The sequence below is a fragment of the Rhodococcus sp. ACS1 genome (genome assembly GCF_002300155.1).
GTDB lineage: Bacteria > Actinomycetota > Actinomycetes > Mycobacteriales > Mycobacteriaceae > Rhodococcus_F > Rhodococcus_F koreensis.
In genome coordinates this window covers 647,788-668,862 of record NZ_NSDZ01000010.1, presented here as the reverse complement: position 1 = coordinate 668,862, position 21,075 = coordinate 647,788, and the positions used below count along the sequence as shown (strand labels likewise).

Sequence of the window (21,075 nt, the reverse complement as noted above, 5' to 3'; positions counted from 1 at the left end):
TCTCGAACCGTGACGCACGTCTCGCTGCCGCCCGCCCTCACCCTACTGCGCTCGACGCGTCACACAGCCCCTAATCCGGGGCGTCCGACGCCGGTGTCATCGACACCACTCGCGCAGCGACTCGGACAGCTGACGGACCCCGCCCAACTGTTCGGCCACACGGATACCGGCCGTACCGCCGCGGGCGTTACGCGAGGCGATCGAGCCCTCGACGGTGAGCACCTCCCGCACGTCCGGGGTGAGAGCCGGATCGACTCCGGCGAGTTCTTCGTCGGTGAGATCCTCGAGTCCGGCGCCCCGCGCCTCGGCGACGCGGACACACGCCCCCGCAGCCTCGTGCGCGACGCGGAAGGGGACGCCCTGACGGACGAGCCACTCGGCGATGTCGGTGGCCAGCGTGAAGCCCGCCGGTGCCAGTTCCGCCATTCGATCCGTGTGGAATTCGAGGGTGGAGACCAGTCCGGTGATCGCCGGGAGCAGCAACTCGAGCTGCGCCACCGAATCGAAGACCGGTTCCTTGTCCTCCTGCAGATCCCGGTTGTACGCGAGCGGCTGCGCCTTCAGCGTCGCCAGCAGACCGGTCAAGTTGCCGATCAGCCGGCCCGACTTGCCGCGGGTCAGCTCGGACACGTCGGGGTTCTTCTTCTGCGGCATGATCGACGAGCCGGTCGACCAGGCGTCGGCGAGCGTGATGTAGCCGAATTCCGGAGTGCTCCACAGGATGACCTCCTCGGCCATCCGCGACAGGTCGACGCCGATCATCGCGAGCACGAACGCCGCCTCGGCCGCGAAATCCCGCGACGACGTGGCGTCGATCGAGTTCTCGGCCGACGAATCGAACGCGAGCTCCGCGGCGATCGCCTCCGGATCGAGTCCGAGCGACGATCCGGCCAGTGCTCCGGAACCGTACGGCGACACGGCCGCCCGCACGTCGAAGTCCCGCAGCCGCTGAACGTCACGGAGCAACGGGTGCGTGTGCGCCAGCAGGTGGTGCGCGAGCAGCACCGGCTGCGCGGCCTGCAGGTGGGTCTTGCCCGGCATCACCGCGGAGGGGTGCGCGGCGGCCTGCGTGGCGAGGGCGTCGACGACGTCGAGCACACCCTCGGCGACGCGGCGGACGGCGTCCCGCAGCCACATCCGGAACAGCGTCGCCACCTGATCGTTGCGCGAACGCCCGGCGCGCAGGCGTCCCCCGACCTCGGGACCGACCCGATCGATCAGACCGCGCTCGAGCGCCCCGTGCACGTCCTCGTCGGATTCGCTCGGGACGAACTCGCCGCTCGCGACGTCGGCCGCGAGCCTGCCGAGACCGTCGAGCATCGTCGCCAGGTCCTGGTCACCGAGCAGGCCGGCCTTGTGCAGCACCCGGGCGTGCGCCTGGGAGGCGCGCACGTCGTACGGGGCCAGCACCCAGTCGAAGTGAGTGGACTTGCTCAGCGCCGCCATGGCGGCGGCCGGTCCGGACTCGAACCGGCCACCCCAGAGGGCTCCTTCGTTGGTGCCGTGAGCACTCATACCTAGAGACCCAGATCGCGCTTCGCCGCGACCTTCGAGGACAGTCCGTGGATCTGGACGAATCCCTTGGCGTACGACTGGTCGAACGTGTCGCCCTCGTCGTAGGTGGCCAGGTTGAAGTCGTACAGCGACTGGTTGCTGCGGCGGCCGTTGACGATGATCGCACCGCCGTGCAGCACCAGCCGGATGTCACCGGAGACGCGTTCCTGCGTCTTCTCGATGAACGTGTCCAGCGCGACCTTCAGCGGGGAGAACCACAGGCCGTCGTACACCAGCTCGCTCCAGCGCTGCTCGGTCTGACGCTTGTAGCGACCGAGTTCGCGTTCCTGCGTGACGTGCTCGAGTTCCTGGTGCGCGTTGATGAGCACCATGGCACCGGGAGCCTCGTAGATCTCCCGGCTCTTGATGCCGACGAGACGGTCCTCGACGACGTCGAGGCGGCCGACACCCTGGGCGCCTGCGCGGCGGTTGAGTTCCTGGATCGCCTCGAGGACACTGACGGGCTTGCCGTCGATCGCGACGGGGCGTCCGGCCTCGAAGCTGATGATCAGCTCGTCCGGGGCCTGCCAGTTGACGGTCGGATCCTGCGTGTAGTCGTAGACGTCCTTGGTCGGCGCGTTCCACAGGTCCTCGAGGAACCCGGTCTCCACGGCGCGGCCCCACACGTTCTGGTCGATCGAGAACGGTGACTTCTTGGAGACGTTGATCGGGATCTCGTTTTCCTCGGCGAACGCGATCGCCTTCTCCCGGGTCCATGCGTAGTCGCGGACCGGTGCGATGACGTCGAGGTCGGGAGCGAGCGATCCGAAGCCCACCTCGAACCGGACCTGGTCGTTGCCCTTGCCGGTGCAGCCGTGCGCGACGGTGGTGCCGCCGTGGGCACGCGCGGCCTCGACGAGGTGCTTGACGATCAGCGGGCGGCTGATGGCCGACACGAGGGGGTAGCGGTCCATGTAGAGGGCGTTGGCCTGGATGGTCGGCAGGCAGTATTCGTCGGCGAATTCGTCGCGCGCGTCCACCACGACCGATTCGACCGCACCGCAGTCGAGTGCACGCTGGCGCACGACCTCCATGTCCTCGCCGCCCTGGCCGAGATCGATGGCGACAGCAACAACTTCCTTGCCGGTCTCCTTGCCGATCCAGCTGATGGCGACTGAGGTGTCCAGCCCGCCCGAGTAGGCGAGTACGACGCGATCGGCCATGGTCCTTGTGCTCCTTAGGTTGAAGATCTGTAGAGATGATTCAGTTGTCAGGCGAGGGATTCGATCTTGGCCGCGAGTTCCGCCCCGCTCAGCGGCTCGCGTGCCACCACGAGAATGGTGTCATCCCCCGCGATGGTTCCCACGACGTCAGGTAATGATGCCCGATCGAGTGCGCTCGCCAGATAGTGCGCTGCCCCCGGGGGAGTTCTCAGCACCGCCATGTTGCCACTGGCATCGGTCGACACCAGTAGCTCCCCCAGCAACCGCGACAGCCGGTCGGTTCCGCCGGAGACGCCGCGGACGGGATTTCCGTCCTCGGGCACCACGTACACCCCGGCGCCACCGTCGGCGGCACGGAGTTTCACGGCACCGAGTTCTTCGAGGTCGCGCGACAACGTGGCCTGGGTGGCATCGATGCCTTCGGCCGCGAGCAGCGCCGCGAGTTCGGTCTGGCTGCGGACCGGGTTGTTCGACAGGATCGCGACGATGCGCGCCTGCCGACCCGCCCGGGTCGGCGCCGTTGCCGCGTTCGCTGTGCGCTGCGGCGGTGCCGCACCTGTGCGCTGCGGCGGTGCCGCACCTGCGCGCTGCGGCGGTGCCGCATTCACGGACGGTCCCCGGTTCGTTGTGCGAGCAGCCACACCAGCAGTGCCTTCTGCGCGTGGAGGCGGTTCTCCGCCTCGTCCCAGACGACGCTCTGCGGTCCGTCGAGGATCGCGTCGGTGATCTCCTCGCCGCGGTGGGCGGGCAGGCAGTGCAGGACCACCGCATCGGCATCGGCCCTCGCGAGCAGCGCCTCGTTGATCTGGAACGGGCGGAACGGGCCGACCCGGTCGAGTCCGTCGTTCTCCTGGCCCATCGACGTCCAGGTGTCGGTGACGAGTGCGTCCGCTCCGACGACCGCCGCCTGCGGATCCTCGCTGAGGGTGATGGTCGCGCCGGTGTCGGCGGCCCGCGCGCGGGCTGCGTCGACCACCCAGGGCAGGGGTGCGAATCCCTCGGGGCTGGCGATGGTCACGTCGACGCCTGCGGTGACACCGCCCAGCATCAGCGAGTGCGCCATGTTGTTGGCGCCGTCACCGAGGTAGGTGAGCTTCAGACCCTTCAGCGAGCCCTTCCGCTCCGCGAGGGTCTGCAGGTCGGCCAGAACCTGGCACGGGTGGAACTCGTCGGACAGCGCGTTGACGATCGGGACGTCGGCGCCGGACGCCATCGCCTCGAGCCGCTTCTGCCCGAACGTGCGCCACACCACGGCGTCGACGTACCGCGACAGGACGCGGCCGGTGTCCTGCAACGTTTCCTCGCGGCCGAGCTGGGTGCTGCGCCCGTCGACGACGATCGCGTGACCGCCCAGCTGCGCGATGCCCATCTCGAACGAGAACCGGGTACGCGTGGAGTTCTTCTCGAAGATCACGCCGACCCCGCGGGGGCCCTCGAGCGGACGTTCGGCGAACGGGGCCTTCTTCAGCCTGGCGGCGAGTTCGAGGACCTCCGCCTGCTGTTCGGGGGTGAGGTCGTCGTCCCGGAGAAAGTGTTTCACCACGGTCGTCACTGCTTTCCCGGCTGAGCGGCCGATTGCGCGTTGTCGAGGATCGCAGGCAGCGCCGCGACGAATCCTTCGGCCTGCTCGTCCGTGAGGACGAGGGGCGGAGCGAGCCGGACGACGCCCGGCTGCGCGGCGTTGATCAGGTATCCGGCCTCGCGGGCGGAGTTCTCCACCGCGGGGGCCACGTCCTGGGTGAGGACGATGCCGAGCAGCAGTCCGGCGCCGCGGACGTGGTCGATCAGCGGGTGGCCGAGACCTTCGATGCCTGCCGACAGCGTCTTGCCGAGCGTGTCGGCGCGGGAGATGAGGTCGTCCTCGGCGATGGTCCGCAGCACGGCGAGCGCCGCCGACGCGCAGACAGGATTCCCGCCGAACGTCGTGCCGTGCTTGCCCGGCCCGAACAGGTCCGCGGTCGCGCCGGTGGCGATGCACGCGCCGATCGGCATCCCGCCCCCCAAGCCCTTCGCGAGAGTCATGACGTCGGGCACGATCCCGACCGCCTGGTGAGCGTAGAACCAGCCGGTGCGGCCGATCCCGGTCTGCACTTCGTCGAGCACGAGCAGTGCGCCGCGATCGGCGGTGATCTGCCGTGCGCCTGCGAGGTATCCCTCCGGCGGAACGACGACTCCGCCCTCGCCCATCATCGGCTCCAGGAACACGGCTGCGGTGTCGGCGTCGACGGCCTTGTCGAGTGCGTCGAGGTCGCCGTACGGCACGTGCATGACACCCGGAGGCATCGGCTCGAACGGCGCCCGCTTGGCGGCCTGCCCGGTGAGCGCGAGAGCGCCCATCGTCCGGCCGTGGAAGGAGTTCTCCGCCGCGATGATCTTCGATCGTCCCGTGGCCCGCGCGAGCTTGAACGCCGCCTCGTTGGCCTCCGTGCCGGAATTGCAGAAGAACACGCGCCCGGGTGCGCCCAGATGGGACAGCAATTTCTCGGCCAGTTCGATCGCCGGCTCGCTGGCGTACAGGTTCGACACGTGACCGAGGGTCGACAACTGCGCCGTGACGGCCTCGATGATCGCCGGGTGTGCGTGCCCGAGGATGTTGACGGCGATGCCGGCGAGGAAGTCGACGTACTCCTTGCCGTCGGCGTCGGTGAGCACCGCACCCTGACCGCGCGTGAGTGCCACCCGGGGGACGCCGTACGTGTTCATCAGGGCGCCGGACCAGCGCTGCTGGAGTTCCGGGGTTCCGGTCATGGGGCAACTCCCTCGGTAGGTGAAGTCGGGGCGGGCGTGACCATCGTGCCGATGCCCTCGCCGGTGAACAGTTCGAGCAGAACGGAATGCGCGAGGCGGCCGTCGATGACGTGCGCGGTGGGTACCCCGCCGCGGACCGCGCGCAGGCAGGCCTCCATCTTGGGCACCATGCCTGCGTCGAGACTCGGCAGCAGTTGCGCGAGCGCGTCCACGTCGATCTCGGTGGCCAGCGAATCGCGGTCCGGCCAGTTCGTGTACAGCCCTTCGACATCCGTGAGGACCACGAGCTTTTCGGCGCCGATGGCCTCGGCGAGCGCGGCGGCGGCGGTGTCCGCGTTGATGTTGTGCACCACACCGTCCGAGTCGGGGGCGATGGTCGACACCACGGGAATTCGGCCCGCGCGGATGAGGTCGAGAACAGCCTCCGGATTCACGGTCGTGACGTCGCCGACGAGTCCGATGTCCGTCGGCCTGCCCTCGACCATCACGGTGCGCTTGGTGGCGGTGAACAGATGTGCGTCCTCGCCGGAGATCCCGACGGCGTACGGTCCGTGGGCGTTGATCAGCCCGACCAGTTCGCGGCCGACCTGACCGAACAGCACCATCCGGACGACGTCCATCACCTCGGGGGTGGTGACGCGGAAGCCGCCCTTGAATTCCCCTGTCATGCCGAGCTTTCCGAGCATGGCATTGATCTGGGGGCCGCCGCCGTGCACGACGACCGGCTGAATTCCGACCGTCCGCAGGAACGCCATGTCGGCGGCGAACGCCGTCTTCAGCGCGTCGTCGACCATGGCGTTGCCGCCGTACTTCACGACGACGACCTTGTCGCGGAACTGCTGCAGCCACGGCAGCGCCTCCGCCAGGACGTGTGCCTTCTGGTGATCGGTGATGCCGGTGAGCGCTTCGCTGGCCGCTGTCATGACGAATACGCCGAATTCTCTTCGACATAGGCGTGCGAGAGGTCGGTGGTCCGGATGGTCACCGCGTGCTCGCCCAGACCCAGGTCGATGTCGAGGGCGATGTCGATGTCGCTCAGGTCCACGTCCCGCGCACCCGGGGCGCCGACGCCGTCGATGCAGACGGGGGCGCCGTTGAACGACACCGAGATCTTGTCGGGGTCCAGTTCGATCGGCGCGATGCCGATCGCGGCGAGGACCCGGCCCCAGTTGGGGTCGGAACCGAACAGCGCCGTCTTGACGAGGCTGTCCCGCGCCACCGTCCGGGCCCCGATCAGCGCGTCGTGCTCGCTGACCGCGCCGCTGACGGTGACCTGCACCCGCTTGGTGACGCCCTCCGCGTCGGCCATCATCTGCTCGGCCAGATCGTCGCAGACGGCCGTCACGGCCGCGTTCAGTTCGTCCTGGGTGGGTGTCACGTTGCTCGCACCGGACGCGAGCAGCAGCACGGTGTCGTTGGTCGAGGTGGCACCGTCGACGTCCAGTCGGTCGAACGTCAGCCGGGTGGCGGCCCGCAGCGCGGCGTCGAGTTGAGCGGCGGTCGCGACGGCGTCTGTCGTCACCACGCACAGCATCGTCGCCAGCGCCGGCGCCAGCATGCCGGCGCCCTTCGCCATCCCGCCGACGTTCCACTTGCCCGCATGATGCAGGGCGGCCTGCTTCGGCACCGTGTCGGTGGTCATGATCGCGTACGCGGCGTCGGTGCCACCCGAGATTCCGCCTGCGAGTTCGTGGACGGCCTCCGTGACGCCGGTCAGGACCTTGTCCATGGGCAGGCGGTCGCCGATCAGACCGGTCGAGCACACCGCGACCTCGACGGCACCGGTCTCGGTGCCCCAGTTGCTCAGCGCCGACGCCACTTCCTCGGCCGTCTTGTGCGCGTCCTGGAATCCGCCCGCACCCGTGCACGCGTTGGCACCACCCGAATTGAGCACGACGGCGCGCAGCCTGCCCGTGGTGAGCACCTGCTGCGACCACAGCACGGGGGCGGCTTTCACCTTGTTCGCGGTGAAGACGCCCGCCGCCGCGAGTTCCGGCCCCTCGTTGAGGACGAGGGCCAGGTCGGCGTTTCCGCTCGCCTTGATACCCGCCTTGATCCCGGACGCGCGGAAGCCCGCGGGCCCCGACACCCCCTGGCTGCGGACCAGGGTGCCGCCGGCGACTTCCCGGGTCGGGTGCGGATCGATCGTGCTGTCACTGCTCACGGGGCAACTCCCACTGTCGAGAGACCGGCGGTCTCGGGTAGTCCAAGCGCAAGATTCATCGATTGCACCGCTCCCCCGGCGGTGCCCTTCGCAAGGTTGTCGATCACGGCGATCACGACGATCTGTCCGGCGTCGGCGTCGACCGTCACCGCGATCTGGACCGCGTTCGATCCGATGACCGCCCCGGTCTGCGGCAGCACGCCCTGGGGCAGCACGTGCACGAACGGCTCGTCCGCGTAAGCCTTTTCGTAGATCGCGCGCACCTCGTCCTCGGTCGCCGTGGTGACCGCGGTGCAGGTGGCGAGGATGCCGCGCGGCATGGGCGCCAGCACGGGGGTGAACGACACGGTGACACGCTCACCGGCGAGTTCGGAGAGATTCTGGATGATCTCCGGTGTGTGGCGGTGCACGCCGCCGACGCCGTACGCGCGGACCGAACCCATCACCTCGGAGCCGAGCAGATCGGCCTTGGGGGCACGTCCCGCGCCGGACGCGCCGGTCACCGCGACGATCGTGACCCGCGGTTCGACGACGCCCGCCGCGACCGCGGGAGCCATCGCCAGGCTCGACACCGTCGGGAAGCACCCGGGGACGGCGATGCGGGTGGCGCCCGCCAACTTCTCGCGGGCACCGGGAAGTTCCGGAAGTCCGTACGGCCAGCTACCTGCGTGCGGGCTCTTGTAGTACCGCTCCCAGTCCTCGGCGTTCGTCAGCCGGAAGTCCGCGCCGCAGTCGATGATGACCGTGGACTCGGGCAGGTCCTTCGCGTACTGCGCCGAATTGCCGTGCGGCAGACCGAGGAACACCACGTCGTGACCGGAGAGCGTGTCGACGGTGGTGTCTTCAAGCACTCGGTCGGCGAGGGGAAGCAGATGCGGATGGTGTGAGCCCAGGGTCGAGCCGGCGTTGCCGCCGGCGGTGAGCGCGCCGATGACGAGCGAACCGTCCGCATACGACGGGTGCCCCAGCAGCAGACGCAGCACTTCGCCACCGGCGTATCCGCTCGCGCCGGCGACGGCAATCCTGATCGGTTTTCCCGCGTGCTCAGTCATACGATTGATTATGCATCATCATGCAAGCTAATACACAACGTGGTCTTTCGGCGGGACGGAAACCGCGGTCACTGCTTGCCGAGCGACCGCCGGATCTCGTCGAGCTTGGCCTTACCCGCCTTCTCCCGCTTCTCCCACGCATCCTCCAGCGATTGCCCCGACGGGCTGTCGTGCGCGAGTTCCGAGGAGCCCATCGCCGTGCCGAACCGTCCCTCGATCCGCTCACGTACGCGGTCGAACGTCGGGACACCGCCCGGGGTGTAGTCCGGCTCCGGCACACCCAGCACGATGTGGGGCACGACCTCCGCGGTCACCGGATCCTCGGCCGGAATCGCCGCACCCACGTCCACGGCCGCGAGAAGCGCGCCGAGACCCGGACGTCCGGCGGCCACCGCACGCACCACCTCGAGGAACTCGGCGTCGGTCAACTGACTGGCCGCCGCCACGACGTCGCGCACCTCGGTCATCGCCTGCTCCTCACCGTCCCGGGCCCTCCACCCAGGCTACGGGTCAGCTGCGCAGTTCGGCACCCACCGCCGCGGTCGCCGCGGCGACCGCGGCATCGCGAGCGGCGCTCGCCTCGTCCTCGGTCAGAGTGCGGTCGGCGCCCCGGAATCGCAGCGCGAACGCCAGCGACTTCCGGCCCTCCCCGACCTGCTCACCCTCGAACACGTCGAACAACCGGATGTCCTCGAGGAGTTCCCCGCCACCCGACCGCAGGGCCGCCTGGACCTCGGCGGCGGGAACCGCGGTGTCGACGACGACCGCCACGTCCTGAAGGACGGCGGGGAACGGCGAGACCTTCGGCGCAGGCAGATTCTCCACCAGCGGCAGGGCACTCAGATCGATCTCCACGGCACTCGTCCGCGGGGGAAGCCCGGCGCGCTCGAGCACCGCGGGGTGCAACTCGCCCGCGTGTCCGACGACTACGCCGTTCACGAGAAGTTCCGCGCCCCGGCCCGGGTGCCACGGCAGGTACTGCGTCGCGCGGAACTCCAGCTCGACACCGGCCGCGGCGGCCACCGTGCGGGCTGCGGCGAACGCGTCGGTGGCGTCGGCTGCGCGTCCCGCGCCCCACGGACCACTCGGCTCACGCTGCCCGGTGAGCACCGCCGCCACGTGCACCGGCTGATCCGGCAGCGACTGCAGCAGCGCCGTGATCTGCTCGTCGGTCGGACGACGGTCCACCGGCAGCGCCGCGACCGGCTTCGTGTCCGCGCCGGGCAGCACGACCTGCGCGATGCCGAACAGCGACAGGTCGCGCTGACCGCGGGAGACGTTGCGGGCGAGGACCTCGAGCAGTCCGGGCAGCAACGTCGTGGCCAGTTCCGGCCGATCCGATTCGAGCGGATTGAGCACCCGGCCGGTGTTCCTGCGCGGATCCTCCGGGTCCAGCCCCCACGTGTCGAAGACTGCGGTGGGCAGGAAGACGGGGGGAAGGATCTCGACGTACCCCGAGAACGCCAGGGCGCGGCCGACGGCCCGCTTGCGGCGCTGCGTCGGCGTCAGCCCGCGACCTGCGGGGGCCGCGGGCAGCACCGACGGAATCTTCTCGAGACCCTCGAGGCGCAGCACTTCCTCGACCAGGTCGGCGGGCTGTACCAGGTCGGGCCGCCACGACGGCGGGGCCGCGACGAGCTGGCCGTGCCCGCTGTCGCTGACGCCGACCTCGACGTTGCAGCCGATCTGCGTCAGGCGGCGTGCCGCGGTGCCGGTGGGGTAGTCGACGCCCGCCACGCGGTCGGGGAGGTCGATGTCCATGTGGATGGGCTGGTGCGGGGTGACCTCGCCGATGTCGGTGAGCGCCGACTCGACCCGTCCGCCGGCGATGTCGACGAGCAGTGCGGCAGCGCGGTCCAGTGCCGCAACGGGGATCTCGGGATCGACGACGCGTTCGAAACGCTTGCCCGCCTCGCTCGTCAGCTTGTGCCTGCGCGCGGTCTTGAACACCGCGAGCGGATCCCACGTGGCCGCCTCGAGCAGGATGTCGGTGGTTCCGGGTCCGACCTCGGTGGACGCGCCACCCATGATGCCTGCCAGCGACAGGACCCCCGAATCGTCGGCGATCACGACGTCCTCGGGATCGAGGACGCGCTCGGTCTCGTCGAGAGTCGTCAGCTTCTCCCCCTCCACCGCGCGGCGCACGACGAGCTCGCCGCTGATCTTCGCGGCGTCGAACGCGTGCAGCGGCTGGCCCAGTTCGAGCAGAACGTAGTTGGTGACATCGACGGCCGGCGAGATCGGCCGGACACCCGACAGCAGCAACCGGCGCTGCAGCCACCACGGACTCACCGCATTCGGATCGATACCCGTCACCCGGCGGGCGGCGAAGCGCGTCGCCTTCGACTCGGGTTCGACGCGGATCGGCCACGCCTCCCCGTCCGCCGGAGACGGCGGCACCGCGGCGGGGTCGGCGAAGTCCAGGTCGAACCCGCACGCCAGTTCACGGGTGAGCCCGCGGACAGAGAAGCAGTAGCCGCGGTCCGGGGTGATGTTGAGTTCGATGACCGTGTCGTGCAGACCCATCAACTCGTTGGCGTCCGCACCCGGGAGTGCGGTGCCCGGCTCGAGGACGAGGATGCCCGAGTGATCCTTGCCGATGCCCAGTTCGGCCACCGAGCAGATCATCCCGTCGGAGACCTGCCCGTACGTCTTGCGGGACGCGATGGCGAAACCACCGGGAAGGACCGCGCCCGGGAGCGCGACCACCACGAGGTCGCCTTCGGCGAAGTTCCGGGCGCCGCACACGATGCCCTGCGGCTCGGCCGCCCCCACATCCACCGTGCAGAAGCGGATCGGCTTCTTGAATTCGGTGAGCTCGGTGATCTCGAGAACCTTGCCGACCACGAGGGGGCCGTCGACGGGCTCGAGCCGGTCGACTTCCTCGACCTCGAGCCCGACCCGGACGAAACCTGCGTCGAGTTCCTCGGCGGTGACGTCCCAGTCCGGGGTGGCACGCTGCAGGATCTCGGTCAGCCAGGATTGCGCTACTCGCACGTCTGCTCAGCTCTCTCGTTCGTGAAGATGTCGTGACTGTGGTGGACGGGATCCGGGTGACGCGGGGTCAGCCCTGGACACCGAAGGGCAGCGTGAACCGCACGTCGCCCTCGACGATGTCGCGCATGTCCGGGATCCCGTTCCGGAACTGGAGTGTGCGCTCGAGCCCCATGCCGAACGCGAACCCGGTGTACACGTCGGGGTCGATTCCGGAGGCGCGCAGCACATTCGGGTTGACCATTCCGCAGCCGCCCCACTCGACCCAGCCCGCGCCGCCCTTCTTGTTCGGGAACCACACGTCCACCTCGGCGGACGGTTCCGTGAACGGGAAGTAGTTCGGGCGCATCCGGGTGCGGGTCTCGGGACCGAACAGTGCGCGGGCGAACGCGTCGAGCGTGCCGCGCAGATGCGCCATGGTGAGGCCCTTGTCGACCGCGAGCCCCTCCACCTGGGAGAAGACGGGGGTGTGTGTCGCGTCGAGTTCGTCGGTGCGGAACGTCCGTCCGGGGCACACCACGTAGATCGGCACCTCGCGCGAGAGCATCGTGCGCACCTGCACCGGCGACGTGTGCGTGCGGAGCACCTGTCGCGAACCCTCCGGTGCGATGTGGAACGTGTCCTGCATCGTCCGCGCGGGGTGATCGGGCAGGAAGTTCAGGGCATCGAAGTTGAAGTGCTCGGTCTCCACCTCCGGCCCCTCGGCGACCTCCCAGCCCATGGCCACGAACACGTCCTCGACCTGCTCGGAGATGATGCTGATCGGGTGGCGGGCACCCACCGGCTGACGCTGCGACGGCAGCGTCACGTCGATGGCCTCGGCCACGAGAACGGCGGCGTCGCGCTCGGCGAGCAGCACGGCACGGCGCTCGTCGAACGCCGCACTGATCCGAGTGCGGGCGACGTTCACGCGCTTGCCCGCGTCGGCCTTCTCCTTGCCCGGAAGGGCTCCCAGTCCGCGGCGGGCGAGGGCGATCGGCGACTTGTCGCCCATGTGCTCGACCTTGGCCTTCGCCAGGTCGTCGAGATCCGCCACCGACGCGAACGCCTTCTCGGCGCTCTCCGCCGCCGCGGTCAGGGCGTCCTCGGTGAGCGCACTCGCATCGATCGCGCCGCCTTCGACCCCCGTGGAGGCAGCGCCCTCTTTTTTAGCCACGACCGGTGCCACTCCTTACGTTCTTTCAGTCAACACTCTCGACGAAACCGAACAGCTCGCCGTCAAATCCTATGCGATCCGATTTTCGCCGTTTCAGCTGTCGGTTCGCTTGCGGTTCTGGACCCGGGCGCTCGAATACAGGCAGATCGACGCCGCCGTCGCCAGGTTGAGGCTCTCGGCGCGACCGTGGATCGGGATCCGCACCCGGTGGTCCGCTCGCGCCGCGGTGGGCGCATCGAGGCCATGGGCCTCGTTGCCGAACAACCACGCCGTGGGGCGGGCCAGGAGTTCGTCGGCGTCGTCCAGATCGACTTCGCCGTCCGCCGCCGTGGCGAGCAACTGGATGCCCGCCGCGCTGATGCTGTCGAGAACCGCGGCCGTGTCCCGTTCACGCACCACCGGAAGGTGGAAGAGACTTCCGGCGGACGCCCGGACACATTTTCCGTTGTGCGGGTCGACGCTGTCGCCCGCGAGAATCGCCGCGTCCGCACCTACCGCGTCCGCGACCCGGATGACGGTGCCCGCGTTGCCCGGCTCCGCGACCGCGACGGGAACCGCCAGCAGGCGGGTTCCGGGACCCATCGCCTCGGCCAGCGGAACGTCGAGGAGATCGCACACCGCGACGAGACCCGGCGGGGTCACCGTGTCGCTGAGCGCACGAACCGCCCGATCCGTCACCAGCGACGTGCGGACACCCACGGCGTGCGCCCAGTCGATCAGCGTCGAGTACCGCTGCTCCGCGTCCGCGGTGTAGAAGAGGTCGTGCACCGGGTGGGTGGCGAGTGCCTCGCCGACGGAGTTCTCCCCCTCCACCAGGAAGCGCCCAACCTTGCGTCGTTCCGCGGTGCGCAGCAGCTTGACAGCAGAAACGACCCGTGGGGTGCGCTCGGTGAGCGGGTCCACGGGTCGTTTCCGAGGCTCGAAAGGCCCGGGTGCGAGACTCAGGCTGCTTCTCCGGCCGGAGCGTTCACGTCAGCCGGAAGGGCTGCCTTGGCGAGGGCCACGAGGCCGGCGAATGCCGCGGCGTCGGACACTGCCAGCTCGGCGAGGTTCTTACGGTCGACCTCGATCTCGGCCAGACGCAGACCCTGGATCAGGCGGTTGTACGTGATGTCGTTCGCCCGTGCAGCGGCGTTGATACGCGTGATCCACAGCTTGCGGAAGTCGCCCTTGCGCGCACGGCGGTCACGGTAGGCGTAGGTCAGCGAGTGGAGCTGCTGTTCCTTGGCCTTGCGGTACAGGCGCGAGCGCTGTCCGCGGTAGCCGCTGGAGGCTTCGAGAATCGAACGACGCTTCTTCTGGGCGTTTACCGCCCTCTTTACGCGTGCCACTGAAAAATCCTGTCAATCTTGGGGCGGTGAGCTGCCCCGGGTGGTCAGTAAAAGGGGTGTCGACTCAGATGTCGAGCAGGCGCTTGATGCGAGGAGTGTCAGCCTTGCTGACGACAGCCACGCCATCGAGGCGACGGGTCACCTTGGTGGCCTTGTGCTCGAGCAGGTGGCGGCGACCGGCCTTCTGGCGCAGGATCTTTCCGCTGCCGGACACCTTGAATCGCTTCGCGGTGCCGCTGTGGGTCTTCGACTTGGGCATGGAGTCCTCAGTTCTCTGTATCCGGACGGTGATCCGGGTCGTGCTGGTGTAGTCGGACTAGCTGGTCGGCGCTTCGCCGGGCGTAGTGCCGCCCGCCTGCTCCGCAGGTGTCGCCGGAGCCTGTGCCGGTGCGGGAGTTGCCCGCTGCGCCGGCGGCGCGGCGGCGCTCTCCTGCGCCTTGACACGGGTCTTCGCGCCCTTGTGCGGAGCGAGCACCATCGTCATGTTTCGACCGTCCTGCTTGGCGGACGTCTCCACGAACCCGAGATCGGCGACGTCTGCACCGAGACGCTGCAGAAGCCGGAAACCGAGCTCCGGACGCGACTGCTCACGTCCGCGGAACATGATCGTGACCTTGACCTTGGATCCGGCCTCGAGGAAGCGAACGACATTGCGCTTCTTGGTCTCGTAGTCGTGATCATCGATCTTGGGGCGGAGCTTCTGCTCCTTGATGACCGTGAGCTGCTGGTTCTTGCGCGACTCACGAGCCTTCTGCGCGGCCTCGTACTTGAACTTGCCGTAGTCCATGATCTTGCAGACCGGCGGGCGAGCGTCGGGGGCCACCTCGACCAGGTCGAGATCGGCCTCGAGGGCCAAGCGGAGTGCATCTTCAACACGCACGATGCCAACCTGTTCACCTCCGGGTCCGACGAGGCGGACCTCGGGAACTCGGATGCGATCGTTGATGCGGGTCTCAGTGCTGATGGGGCCTCCTAGGTTGAACGGTCTTGTCTCGAGACCGCCAGCAGCCCGTACGCCCGGATTCCCAACAAAAAAGCCCCGCTGCGGTGAATGACTCTCACCATGCGGGGCCCGATGTCGACCGATCAGACGAACTCACGGCTCACGCCGATCCCTCATCTCCTCACACTCGAGGAACTCGAGCCGAGTAACCTCGGACCGAGCGACCGGACCACTGAGCTGCAGTTTTACCTGCCGCGCAGAGGTGGGAGTCGGACTCCACTTGCTGCCCCCGACAAATCCGAAGGCGGTCGTTGCACCAAGGGTAACATTTGCGCACGTCGCGAGCTAATCGATGCCGGGACGTTGCGTCCCACGGCCACCTGGCCGCCATGTCATCGGCCGCTGGTGGAATCCTCTAGGGCATGACGGACAACATCGATGACACCCCGAACGACGGCACCGTGAGCGGCGGTGACCAGAATACCGACGTCCGGGAACTGGCCGACGTTCCCTCGGTCGAGGTCATCAGCCGGGCCGCGGTCATGCTCATGAGTTCGGCAGCCGAGAAACTCGGCCTGTCCGACGCCGACCCCGACTCCAGCCCCCACCGCGACCTCGACGAGGCCCGACGAGTCATCACGGCCCTCGCCGGCCTGGTGACCGCGTCCATCGAGTACCTCGGACCGCACGCGGGGCCGATCCGCGAAGGCCTGCAGGCACTGCAGCGCGCGTTCCGCGAAGCGTCTTCGCACCCGGACGAGCCCGGCAAGGGTCCGGGTGAGAAGTACACCGGACCGGTGTACTGAGAGACGGCAGGCACCGAGATGGCGGGGTACTGAGATGGCGGGCCGCAACAAGACCGAGCAGACTTCGGCCGGCGTCGACGAGTTTCTCGCCACGGTCGTCGACCCGGTGAAGCGCGCCGACAGCGCACGACTGGTGGAACTGCTCACCGCCGCGACGGGAGAGCCCGCCGCGATGTGGGGAACCAGCATCGTCGGATTCGGCTCCCGCTACTACCGGTACGCCAGCGGCCACGAGGGCGACACCGCCCTGATCGGATTCTCGCCGCGGGCGGCGGCACTCACCCTGTATCTCTCCCTCGACTTCACCGAGCACGAGGCCGAACTCGCCGCGCTCGGCAAGCACAAGGTCGGCAAGGGCTGCCTCTACGTCAAGAAACTCGCCGACGTCGACGAGTCGGTTCTCGTCTCGCTGGTGAACCGATCCGTGGCGGCCGCCCGCGCGCTCTGATCGCCCCTCACCGGTCGAACACGGTGCGCGCGTCGGCAGGCGGTTCGCCGAAGAGGTCCGGATCGCGCGGGACGAACGACCGGCCGGTGAGGGTGGCGTCGGAGACCCGGTCCAACCGGAACCAGCGCACACCCGCCCGGCTCAGGCACCACGCGACGAGGAACCACGACCCCCGCGTGTGCGCGAGAAGGTGCGGTTCGACGACCCGCTCGGTGCGGCCGCCGTCCCGGTCGACGTACCGCAGGGACACCATCAGTTCGCGCTGCACACCGTCTTCGACGACGCGTCGGATGCGGGGTTCCGCACTTCCTCCGGTGGTCTCTCGCCGGATCCACACCTTCCCGCCGAGTTGCTCCACCCGCTCCCTCGACTCCGCGTCCATCACGTCGAGCAGCTTGGCGAGCGCGGCCCGCCCGTCGGTCGCGAACGGCGCATCACGGAAGGCCGTGAGGGCGAGAGCCACCGAGACCGCCTGAGCGGGAGTGAAATTCACCGGCGGCAACGTGCCGTTCCCAATGATCCCGTATCCCCCACCCGGTCCGGCAGTGGCCCGGATCGGGGCGCCCGAGGACTGCAGTACGACGATGTCCCGCTTGATCGTGCGGGGCGTCACCTCGAATTGCGCCGCCAACTGCTCTGCCGTCCGGCCCCGGTCACCCGCGCGGCGCAATTCTTCCGTCAGGGCGTGGAGGCGTGCGGGGCGGTCCATGAGGGCAGTCTGCCGAACGTCCACGACAATGTCCCGATTCTCGTCGGACCGATTCCGTTATGCGACTGTGACGAATACGGTGACACGCTGATGTCACCGTTGCGGGTTCACTCTTGTCTCATGACTCGGACAAGCGAAGTACACGGCAGCACAGGCACTCACATCATTCTGGTCCCCGGATTCTGGCTCGGCGCTTGGGCCTGGGAGGCAGTGGAATCCGACCTGACCCGGCGGGGACATCACGTCACCGCGGTGACGTTGCCGGGACTCGACTCCACCGGCAGCGACCGCACCGGCGTCCGGCTGAACGACCACGTCGCCGCGATCACGGAGGCCATCACGAACACACCGTCGTCGGAGCGGGTGGTGCTCGTGGCGCACAGCGGCGCGGGGCCGGTTGCGTACGCGGTGAGCGATCGGGTGCCCGACCGACTCGCCCGCATCGTCTACGTCGACTCGGGACCAGTGCAGAGCGGCACCGCGCTGCGCGACGATCTCGACCCGGCGGTCGCCGAGATTCCGTTGCCGTCGTGGTCCGAACTCGAGGCCGAAGGCAGCAGTCTCGACGGACTCGACGACGACACGCTCGACACGTTCCGCAACCGGGCGGTGCCCATGCCCGCCGGACCTGCGAGGGACACGGTCGAACTCACCGACAGCAGGCGGCTGGACGTGCCGACCACGGTGATCTGCACCAGTTTCCCGTCGGAGGTCATCCAGCAGATGGCCGTAGCGGGTCATCCGATGGCAGCCGAACTCGCGCAGATCGCGAAGGTCGACTACGTCGATCTGCCGACGGGACACTGGCCGATGTGGTCGCGGCCCGCAGACCTCGCGACCGCGATCGACGCGGCCGCGAGAGTCTGACCGGATTCAGCTGACTGCTGCGGCCTTCTTCGGCGCCCGCTTACGCGGTGTCGCCGTGGCGGCCGCGGCAGTCTTCTTCGCCGACGCGGACTTCCGCGTCGGCGAGGACTTGACTGCCTTCGACTTCGCCGGAACGGGTGCCGGCACCGCGAGGACATTCTCGAGGAACCGTCCCGTGTAACTCTCCGGAACCTGCGCCACGTCCTCCGGGGTGCCTTGCGCGACGACGGTTCCGCCACCGGACCCACCCTCCGGCCCCATGTCGACCACCCAGTCGGACGTCTTGATCACATCGAGGTTGTGCTCGATCACGATCACCGTGTTGCCCTTGTCGACCAACCCGTTGACGACCCCGAGCAGCTTCCGGATGTCCTCGAAGTGCAGACCCGTCGTGGGCTCGTCGAGGATGTACACCGTGCGGCCCGTCGAACGTTTCTGCAGTTCGGCGGCGAGCTTCACGCGCTGCGCCTCACCACCGGACAGCGTGGGCGCGGGCTGACCGAGCCGCACGTACCCGAGACCGACCTCGACGAGGGTCTTGAGGTAGCGGTGGATCGACGTGATGGGCTCGAAGAATTCCGCGGCTTCCTCGATCGGCATGTCCAGGACCTCGGCGATGGTCTTGCCCTTGTAATGGACCTCGAGCGTCTCGCGGTTGTACCGGGCACCGTGGCAGACCTCGCACGGCACGTACACATCGGGCAGGAAGTTCATCTCGATCTTCAGCGTGCCGTCGCCGGAGCAGGCCTCGCACCGGCCGCCCTTGACGTTGAACGAGAACCGGCCGGGCTGGTAGCCGCGCACCTTCGACTCGGTGGTGGCGGCGAACAGGGTGCGGATCTTGTCGAACACCCCGGTGTAGGTGGCCGCGTTGGACCGCGGGGTGCGGCCGATCGGCGACTGGTCGACCTGCACGAGCTTGTCCAGCTGGTCGAGCCCGTTGATGCGGGTGTGCCTGCCGGGCACCTGCCGCGCGCCGTTGAGCTTATTCGCCATGACCGTCGCGAGGATGTCGTTGACGAGCGTCGACTTACCGGACCCGGACACGCCGGTGACCGACGTGAGCACGCCCAGAGGGAAGCTGACGTCGATGCCGCCCAGGTTGTGTTCGCGCGCGCCGACGACCGTGACCTGCCGCTTGCGATCGACCGGACGGCGGATCGCGGGAATCTCGATGTGACTGCGGCCCGACAGGTAGGCGCCGGTGAGGGATTCCTCGCAGTCGAGCAGTTCCTGGTACGGCCCGCTGTGGACGACCTTGCCGCCGTGCTCGCCGGCGAGCGGTCCGATGTCGACCACCCAGTCGGACGTGCGGATGGTGTCTTCGTCGTGTTCGACCACGATCAGCGTGTTCCCGAGGTCGCGCAGGCGCGTCAGGGTCTCGATGAGACGCCGGTTGTCGCGCTGGTGCAGACCGATCGACGGCTCGTCGAGCACGTACAGCACGCCGACCAGACCCGAGCCGATCTGGGTGGCGAGACGGATGCGCTGCGCCTCGCCACCGGACAGGGTGCCGGCGGCGCGGGCGAGGGAGAGGTACTCGAGGCCGACGTCGAGGAGGAAGCCGAGTCGGGCCTGGACCTCCTTGAGCACCTGACCGGCGATGGCCTCCTCGCGGCTGCCCAGCGTGAGGCTGTTCAGGAAGTCGGCGCAATCGGAGATCGACAGTTCACAGACCTCGGCGATCGACTTCATCCCGAACTTCTCGTTCGCGATCGTGACCGACAGGATCTCGGGACGCAGGCGCGCACCCCCGCACGCGGGACAGGGGGTGTCCCGCATGTAGCCGTCGTAGCGTTCCTTCATCTGGTCGGACTCGGTCTGCTCGAGCCTGCGGTGCAGGAACGGCATGACGCCCTCGAACTCGGCGTAGTAGGAACGGGTACGCCCGTACCGGTTCTTGTAGCGGACGTGGACCTGCTCCTCACTGCCCTCGAGGATCGCCCGACGCGCCTTCGCCGGGAGCTTGTTCCACGGCGTCTTCATGTCGAAGCCGAGAATGTCGCCGAGGCCGGACAGCAGCCGACCGAAGTATTCGGAACTCTGCCCCATCGACCACGGCGCGATGGCCCCGTCCTCGAGCGACAACTCGGGGTCGGGAACGACGAGGTCCGGGTCGACCTCCTTGCGGATTCCGAGGCCGGTGCACTCGGGGCAGGCACCGTACGGGGAGTTGAAGGAGAACGACCGGGGCTCGAGGTCGTCGATGGACAGCGCGTGGCCGTTGGGGCACGCCAGCTTCTCCGAGAACCGTCGCTCCCGGTCTGCGGCATTCTCCTCGCGGTCGACGAAGTCGAGGACGACGATGCCCTCCGCCAGCCGCAGCGCGGTCTCGACGGAATCGGTGAGCCGCTGCTTGGAACCGGCCTTGACGGTGAGGCGGTCGACGACCACCTCGATGTCGTGCTTCTCCTGCTTCTTGAGCTTGGGCGGTTCGGACAGCGGATACACCACGCCGTCGACCCGCACACGTGAGTAGCCCTGCATGTTGAGCTGGTCGAACAGGTCGACGAATTCACCCTTGCGGGTACGCACGACGGGGGCGAGCACCTGGAAGCGGGTGCCTTCCTCCATCTCCAGAACCTGGTCGACGATCTGCTGCGGCGTCTGCCGCGCGATCTGCTCCCCACAGACCGGGCAGTGTGCGGTGCCGGCCCGGGCATAGAGCAGACGGAGGTAGTCGTAGACCTCGGTGATGGTGCCGACCGTCGACCGTGGGTTCCGGTTGGTCGACTTCTGGTCGATGGACACCGCCGGCGACAGACCTTCGATGAAGTCGACGTCGGGCTTGTCCATCTGACCGAGGAACTGGCGCGCGTACGCCGACAGCGACTCGACGTAGCGTCGCTGGCCCTCGGCGAAGATCGTGTCGAACGCCAGACTCGACTTGCCCGAGCCCGACAACCCGGTGAACACGATCAGGCTGTCGCGGGGCAGATCGAGATCGACCCCTCGCAGATTGTGCTCACGGGCACCCCGCACGATAAGGCGATCCGCCACTCCAAGTCCCTTCATTGTTCGACAGCCGAGGACGCACGTGGACGCTCAGCCCTCTGGCCGTGCCATGGTAAGCCGGGGCACCGACACGTTCTGGGGGACGGATGGCCGCCCTGCCACTCACCTGCCTGTATTCGACGGTA

General features: G+C 68.5%; 20 protein-coding genes. 3 read left to right on the top strand and 17 right to left on the bottom strand.

Translation table 11 applies throughout. The features are described 5' to 3' along the window. Positions 1-96 precede the first annotated feature (96 nt). The 15 genes from argH to infC form a co-directional block, all read right to left on the bottom strand. Positions 97-1,515 carry an argininosuccinate lyase gene (gene argH, locus CJ179_RS41495; protein WP_072949265.1) on the bottom strand — a complete coding sequence of 473 codons (1,419 nt, stop codon included), beginning with the start codon at positions 1,513-1,515 and terminating at the stop codon, positions 97-99. Between the two features lie 2 nt (positions 1,516-1,517). Next, positions 1,518-2,717, bottom strand: a complete 1,200-nt coding sequence (locus CJ179_RS41490; protein ID WP_005247359.1) for an argininosuccinate synthase — start codon at positions 2,715-2,717, stop codon at positions 1,518-1,520. 47 nt (positions 2,718-2,764) lie between these two features. After that, positions 2,765-3,325: an arginine repressor gene (locus CJ179_RS41485; RefSeq protein WP_095865299.1), complete on the bottom strand. Its 561-nt coding sequence runs from the start codon at positions 3,323-3,325 to the stop codon at positions 2,765-2,767. Further along, on the bottom strand, positions 3,322-4,269 hold the full coding sequence (argF, locus tag CJ179_RS41480; protein WP_072949267.1) for an ornithine carbamoyltransferase: 948 nt from the start codon (positions 4,267-4,269) through the stop codon (positions 3,322-3,324). The genes CJ179_RS41485 and argF overlap by 4 nt, the downstream gene beginning before the upstream one ends. After that, on the bottom strand, positions 4,266-5,465 hold the full coding sequence (locus CJ179_RS41475; protein ID WP_072949269.1) for an acetylornithine transaminase: 1,200 nt from the start codon (positions 5,463-5,465) through the stop codon (positions 4,266-4,268). Before CJ179_RS41475 ends, argF begins: the two co-directional genes overlap by 4 nt. Continuing rightward, positions 5,462-6,388, bottom strand: a complete 927-nt coding sequence (argB, locus tag CJ179_RS41470; RefSeq protein ID WP_072949270.1) for an acetylglutamate kinase — start codon at positions 6,386-6,388, stop codon at positions 5,462-5,464. The genes CJ179_RS41475 and argB overlap by 4 nt, the downstream gene beginning before the upstream one ends. After that, positions 6,385-7,629, bottom strand: a complete 1,245-nt coding sequence (gene argJ / locus CJ179_RS41465) for a bifunctional glutamate N-acetyltransferase/amino-acid acetyltransferase ArgJ (protein ID WP_072949272.1) — start codon at positions 7,627-7,629, stop codon at positions 6,385-6,387. The genes argB and argJ overlap by 4 nt, the downstream gene beginning before the upstream one ends. Then, positions 7,626-8,681, bottom strand: coding sequence for an N-acetyl-gamma-glutamyl-phosphate reductase (gene argC / locus CJ179_RS41460; protein ID WP_072949274.1), 1,056 nt, complete (start codon positions 8,679-8,681; stop codon positions 7,626-7,628). Before argC ends, argJ begins: the two co-directional genes overlap by 4 nt. A 68-nt stretch (positions 8,682-8,749) precedes the next feature. Beyond that, positions 8,750-9,148 carry a hypothetical protein gene (locus CJ179_RS41455; protein WP_095865298.1) on the bottom strand — a complete coding sequence of 133 codons (399 nt, stop codon included), beginning with the start codon at positions 9,146-9,148 and terminating at the stop codon, positions 8,750-8,752. Positions 9,149-9,191: 43 nt separating this feature from the next. Beyond that, a complete protein-coding gene (gene pheT / locus CJ179_RS41450; protein WP_095865297.1) occupies positions 9,192-11,678 on the bottom strand; it encodes a phenylalanine--tRNA ligase subunit beta in 2,487 nt (828 codons plus the stop codon). Positions 11,679-11,745: 67 nt separating this feature from the next. Then, positions 11,746-12,831 carry a phenylalanine--tRNA ligase subunit alpha gene (gene pheS / locus CJ179_RS41445; protein WP_072949334.1) on the bottom strand — a complete coding sequence of 362 codons (1,086 nt, stop codon included), beginning with the start codon at positions 12,829-12,831 and terminating at the stop codon, positions 11,746-11,748. A 93-nt stretch (positions 12,832-12,924) separates the two neighbouring features. Beyond that, on the bottom strand, positions 12,925-13,734 hold the full coding sequence (locus CJ179_RS41440; RefSeq protein ID WP_095865295.1) for an RNA methyltransferase: 810 nt from the start codon (positions 13,732-13,734) through the stop codon (positions 12,925-12,927). A 38-nt stretch (positions 13,735-13,772) separates the two neighbouring features. After that, positions 13,773-14,162, bottom strand: coding sequence for a 50S ribosomal protein L20 (rplT, locus tag CJ179_RS41435; protein ID WP_005247385.1), 390 nt, complete (start codon positions 14,160-14,162; stop codon positions 13,773-13,775). Between the two features lie 64 nt (positions 14,163-14,226). After that, on the bottom strand, positions 14,227-14,421 hold the full coding sequence (gene rpmI, locus CJ179_RS41430) for a 50S ribosomal protein L35 (RefSeq protein ID WP_005247390.1): 195 nt from the start codon (positions 14,419-14,421) through the stop codon (positions 14,227-14,229). 57 nt (positions 14,422-14,478) lie between these two features. Next, positions 14,479-15,126 (bottom strand): translation initiation factor IF-3, encoded by a 648-nt coding sequence (infC, locus tag CJ179_RS41425; RefSeq protein WP_072949281.1) that lies wholly within the window; start codon positions 15,124-15,126, stop codon positions 14,479-14,481. Positions 15,127-15,527: 401 nt separating this feature from the next. Between infC and CJ179_RS41420 the strand changes: the two genes are divergently transcribed. Both CJ179_RS41420 and CJ179_RS41415 read left to right on the top strand, forming a co-directional pair. After that, on the top strand, positions 15,528-15,911 hold the full coding sequence (locus CJ179_RS41420) for a DUF1844 domain-containing protein (protein WP_072949283.1): 384 nt from the start codon (positions 15,528-15,530) through the stop codon (positions 15,909-15,911). A 34-nt stretch (positions 15,912-15,945) separates the two neighbouring features. Beyond that, a complete protein-coding gene (locus CJ179_RS41415; protein ID WP_095865294.1) occupies positions 15,946-16,359 on the top strand; it encodes a DUF1801 domain-containing protein in 414 nt (137 codons plus the stop codon). Between the two features lie 7 nt (positions 16,360-16,366). On the opposite strand, the gene CJ179_RS41410 is transcribed toward CJ179_RS41415, so the two are convergent. Further along, positions 16,367-17,068 carry a YafY family protein gene (locus CJ179_RS41410; protein ID WP_072949287.1) on the bottom strand — a complete coding sequence of 234 codons (702 nt, stop codon included), beginning with the start codon at positions 17,066-17,068 and terminating at the stop codon, positions 16,367-16,369. Between the two features lie 120 nt (positions 17,069-17,188). Here CJ179_RS41410 and CJ179_RS41405 point away from each other — a divergent pair, with 120 nt between their 5' ends. After that, positions 17,189-17,935 carry an alpha/beta fold hydrolase gene (locus CJ179_RS41405; RefSeq protein ID WP_095865293.1) on the top strand — a complete coding sequence of 249 codons (747 nt, stop codon included), beginning with the start codon at positions 17,189-17,191 and terminating at the stop codon, positions 17,933-17,935. 6 nt (positions 17,936-17,941) lie between these two features. Here CJ179_RS41405 and uvrA read toward each other — a convergent pair whose 3' ends face one another. After that, a complete protein-coding gene (uvrA, locus tag CJ179_RS41400; RefSeq protein ID WP_176583107.1) occupies positions 17,942-20,935 on the bottom strand; it encodes an excinuclease ABC subunit UvrA in 2,994 nt (997 codons plus the stop codon). Positions 20,936-21,075: the final 140 nt, after the last annotated feature.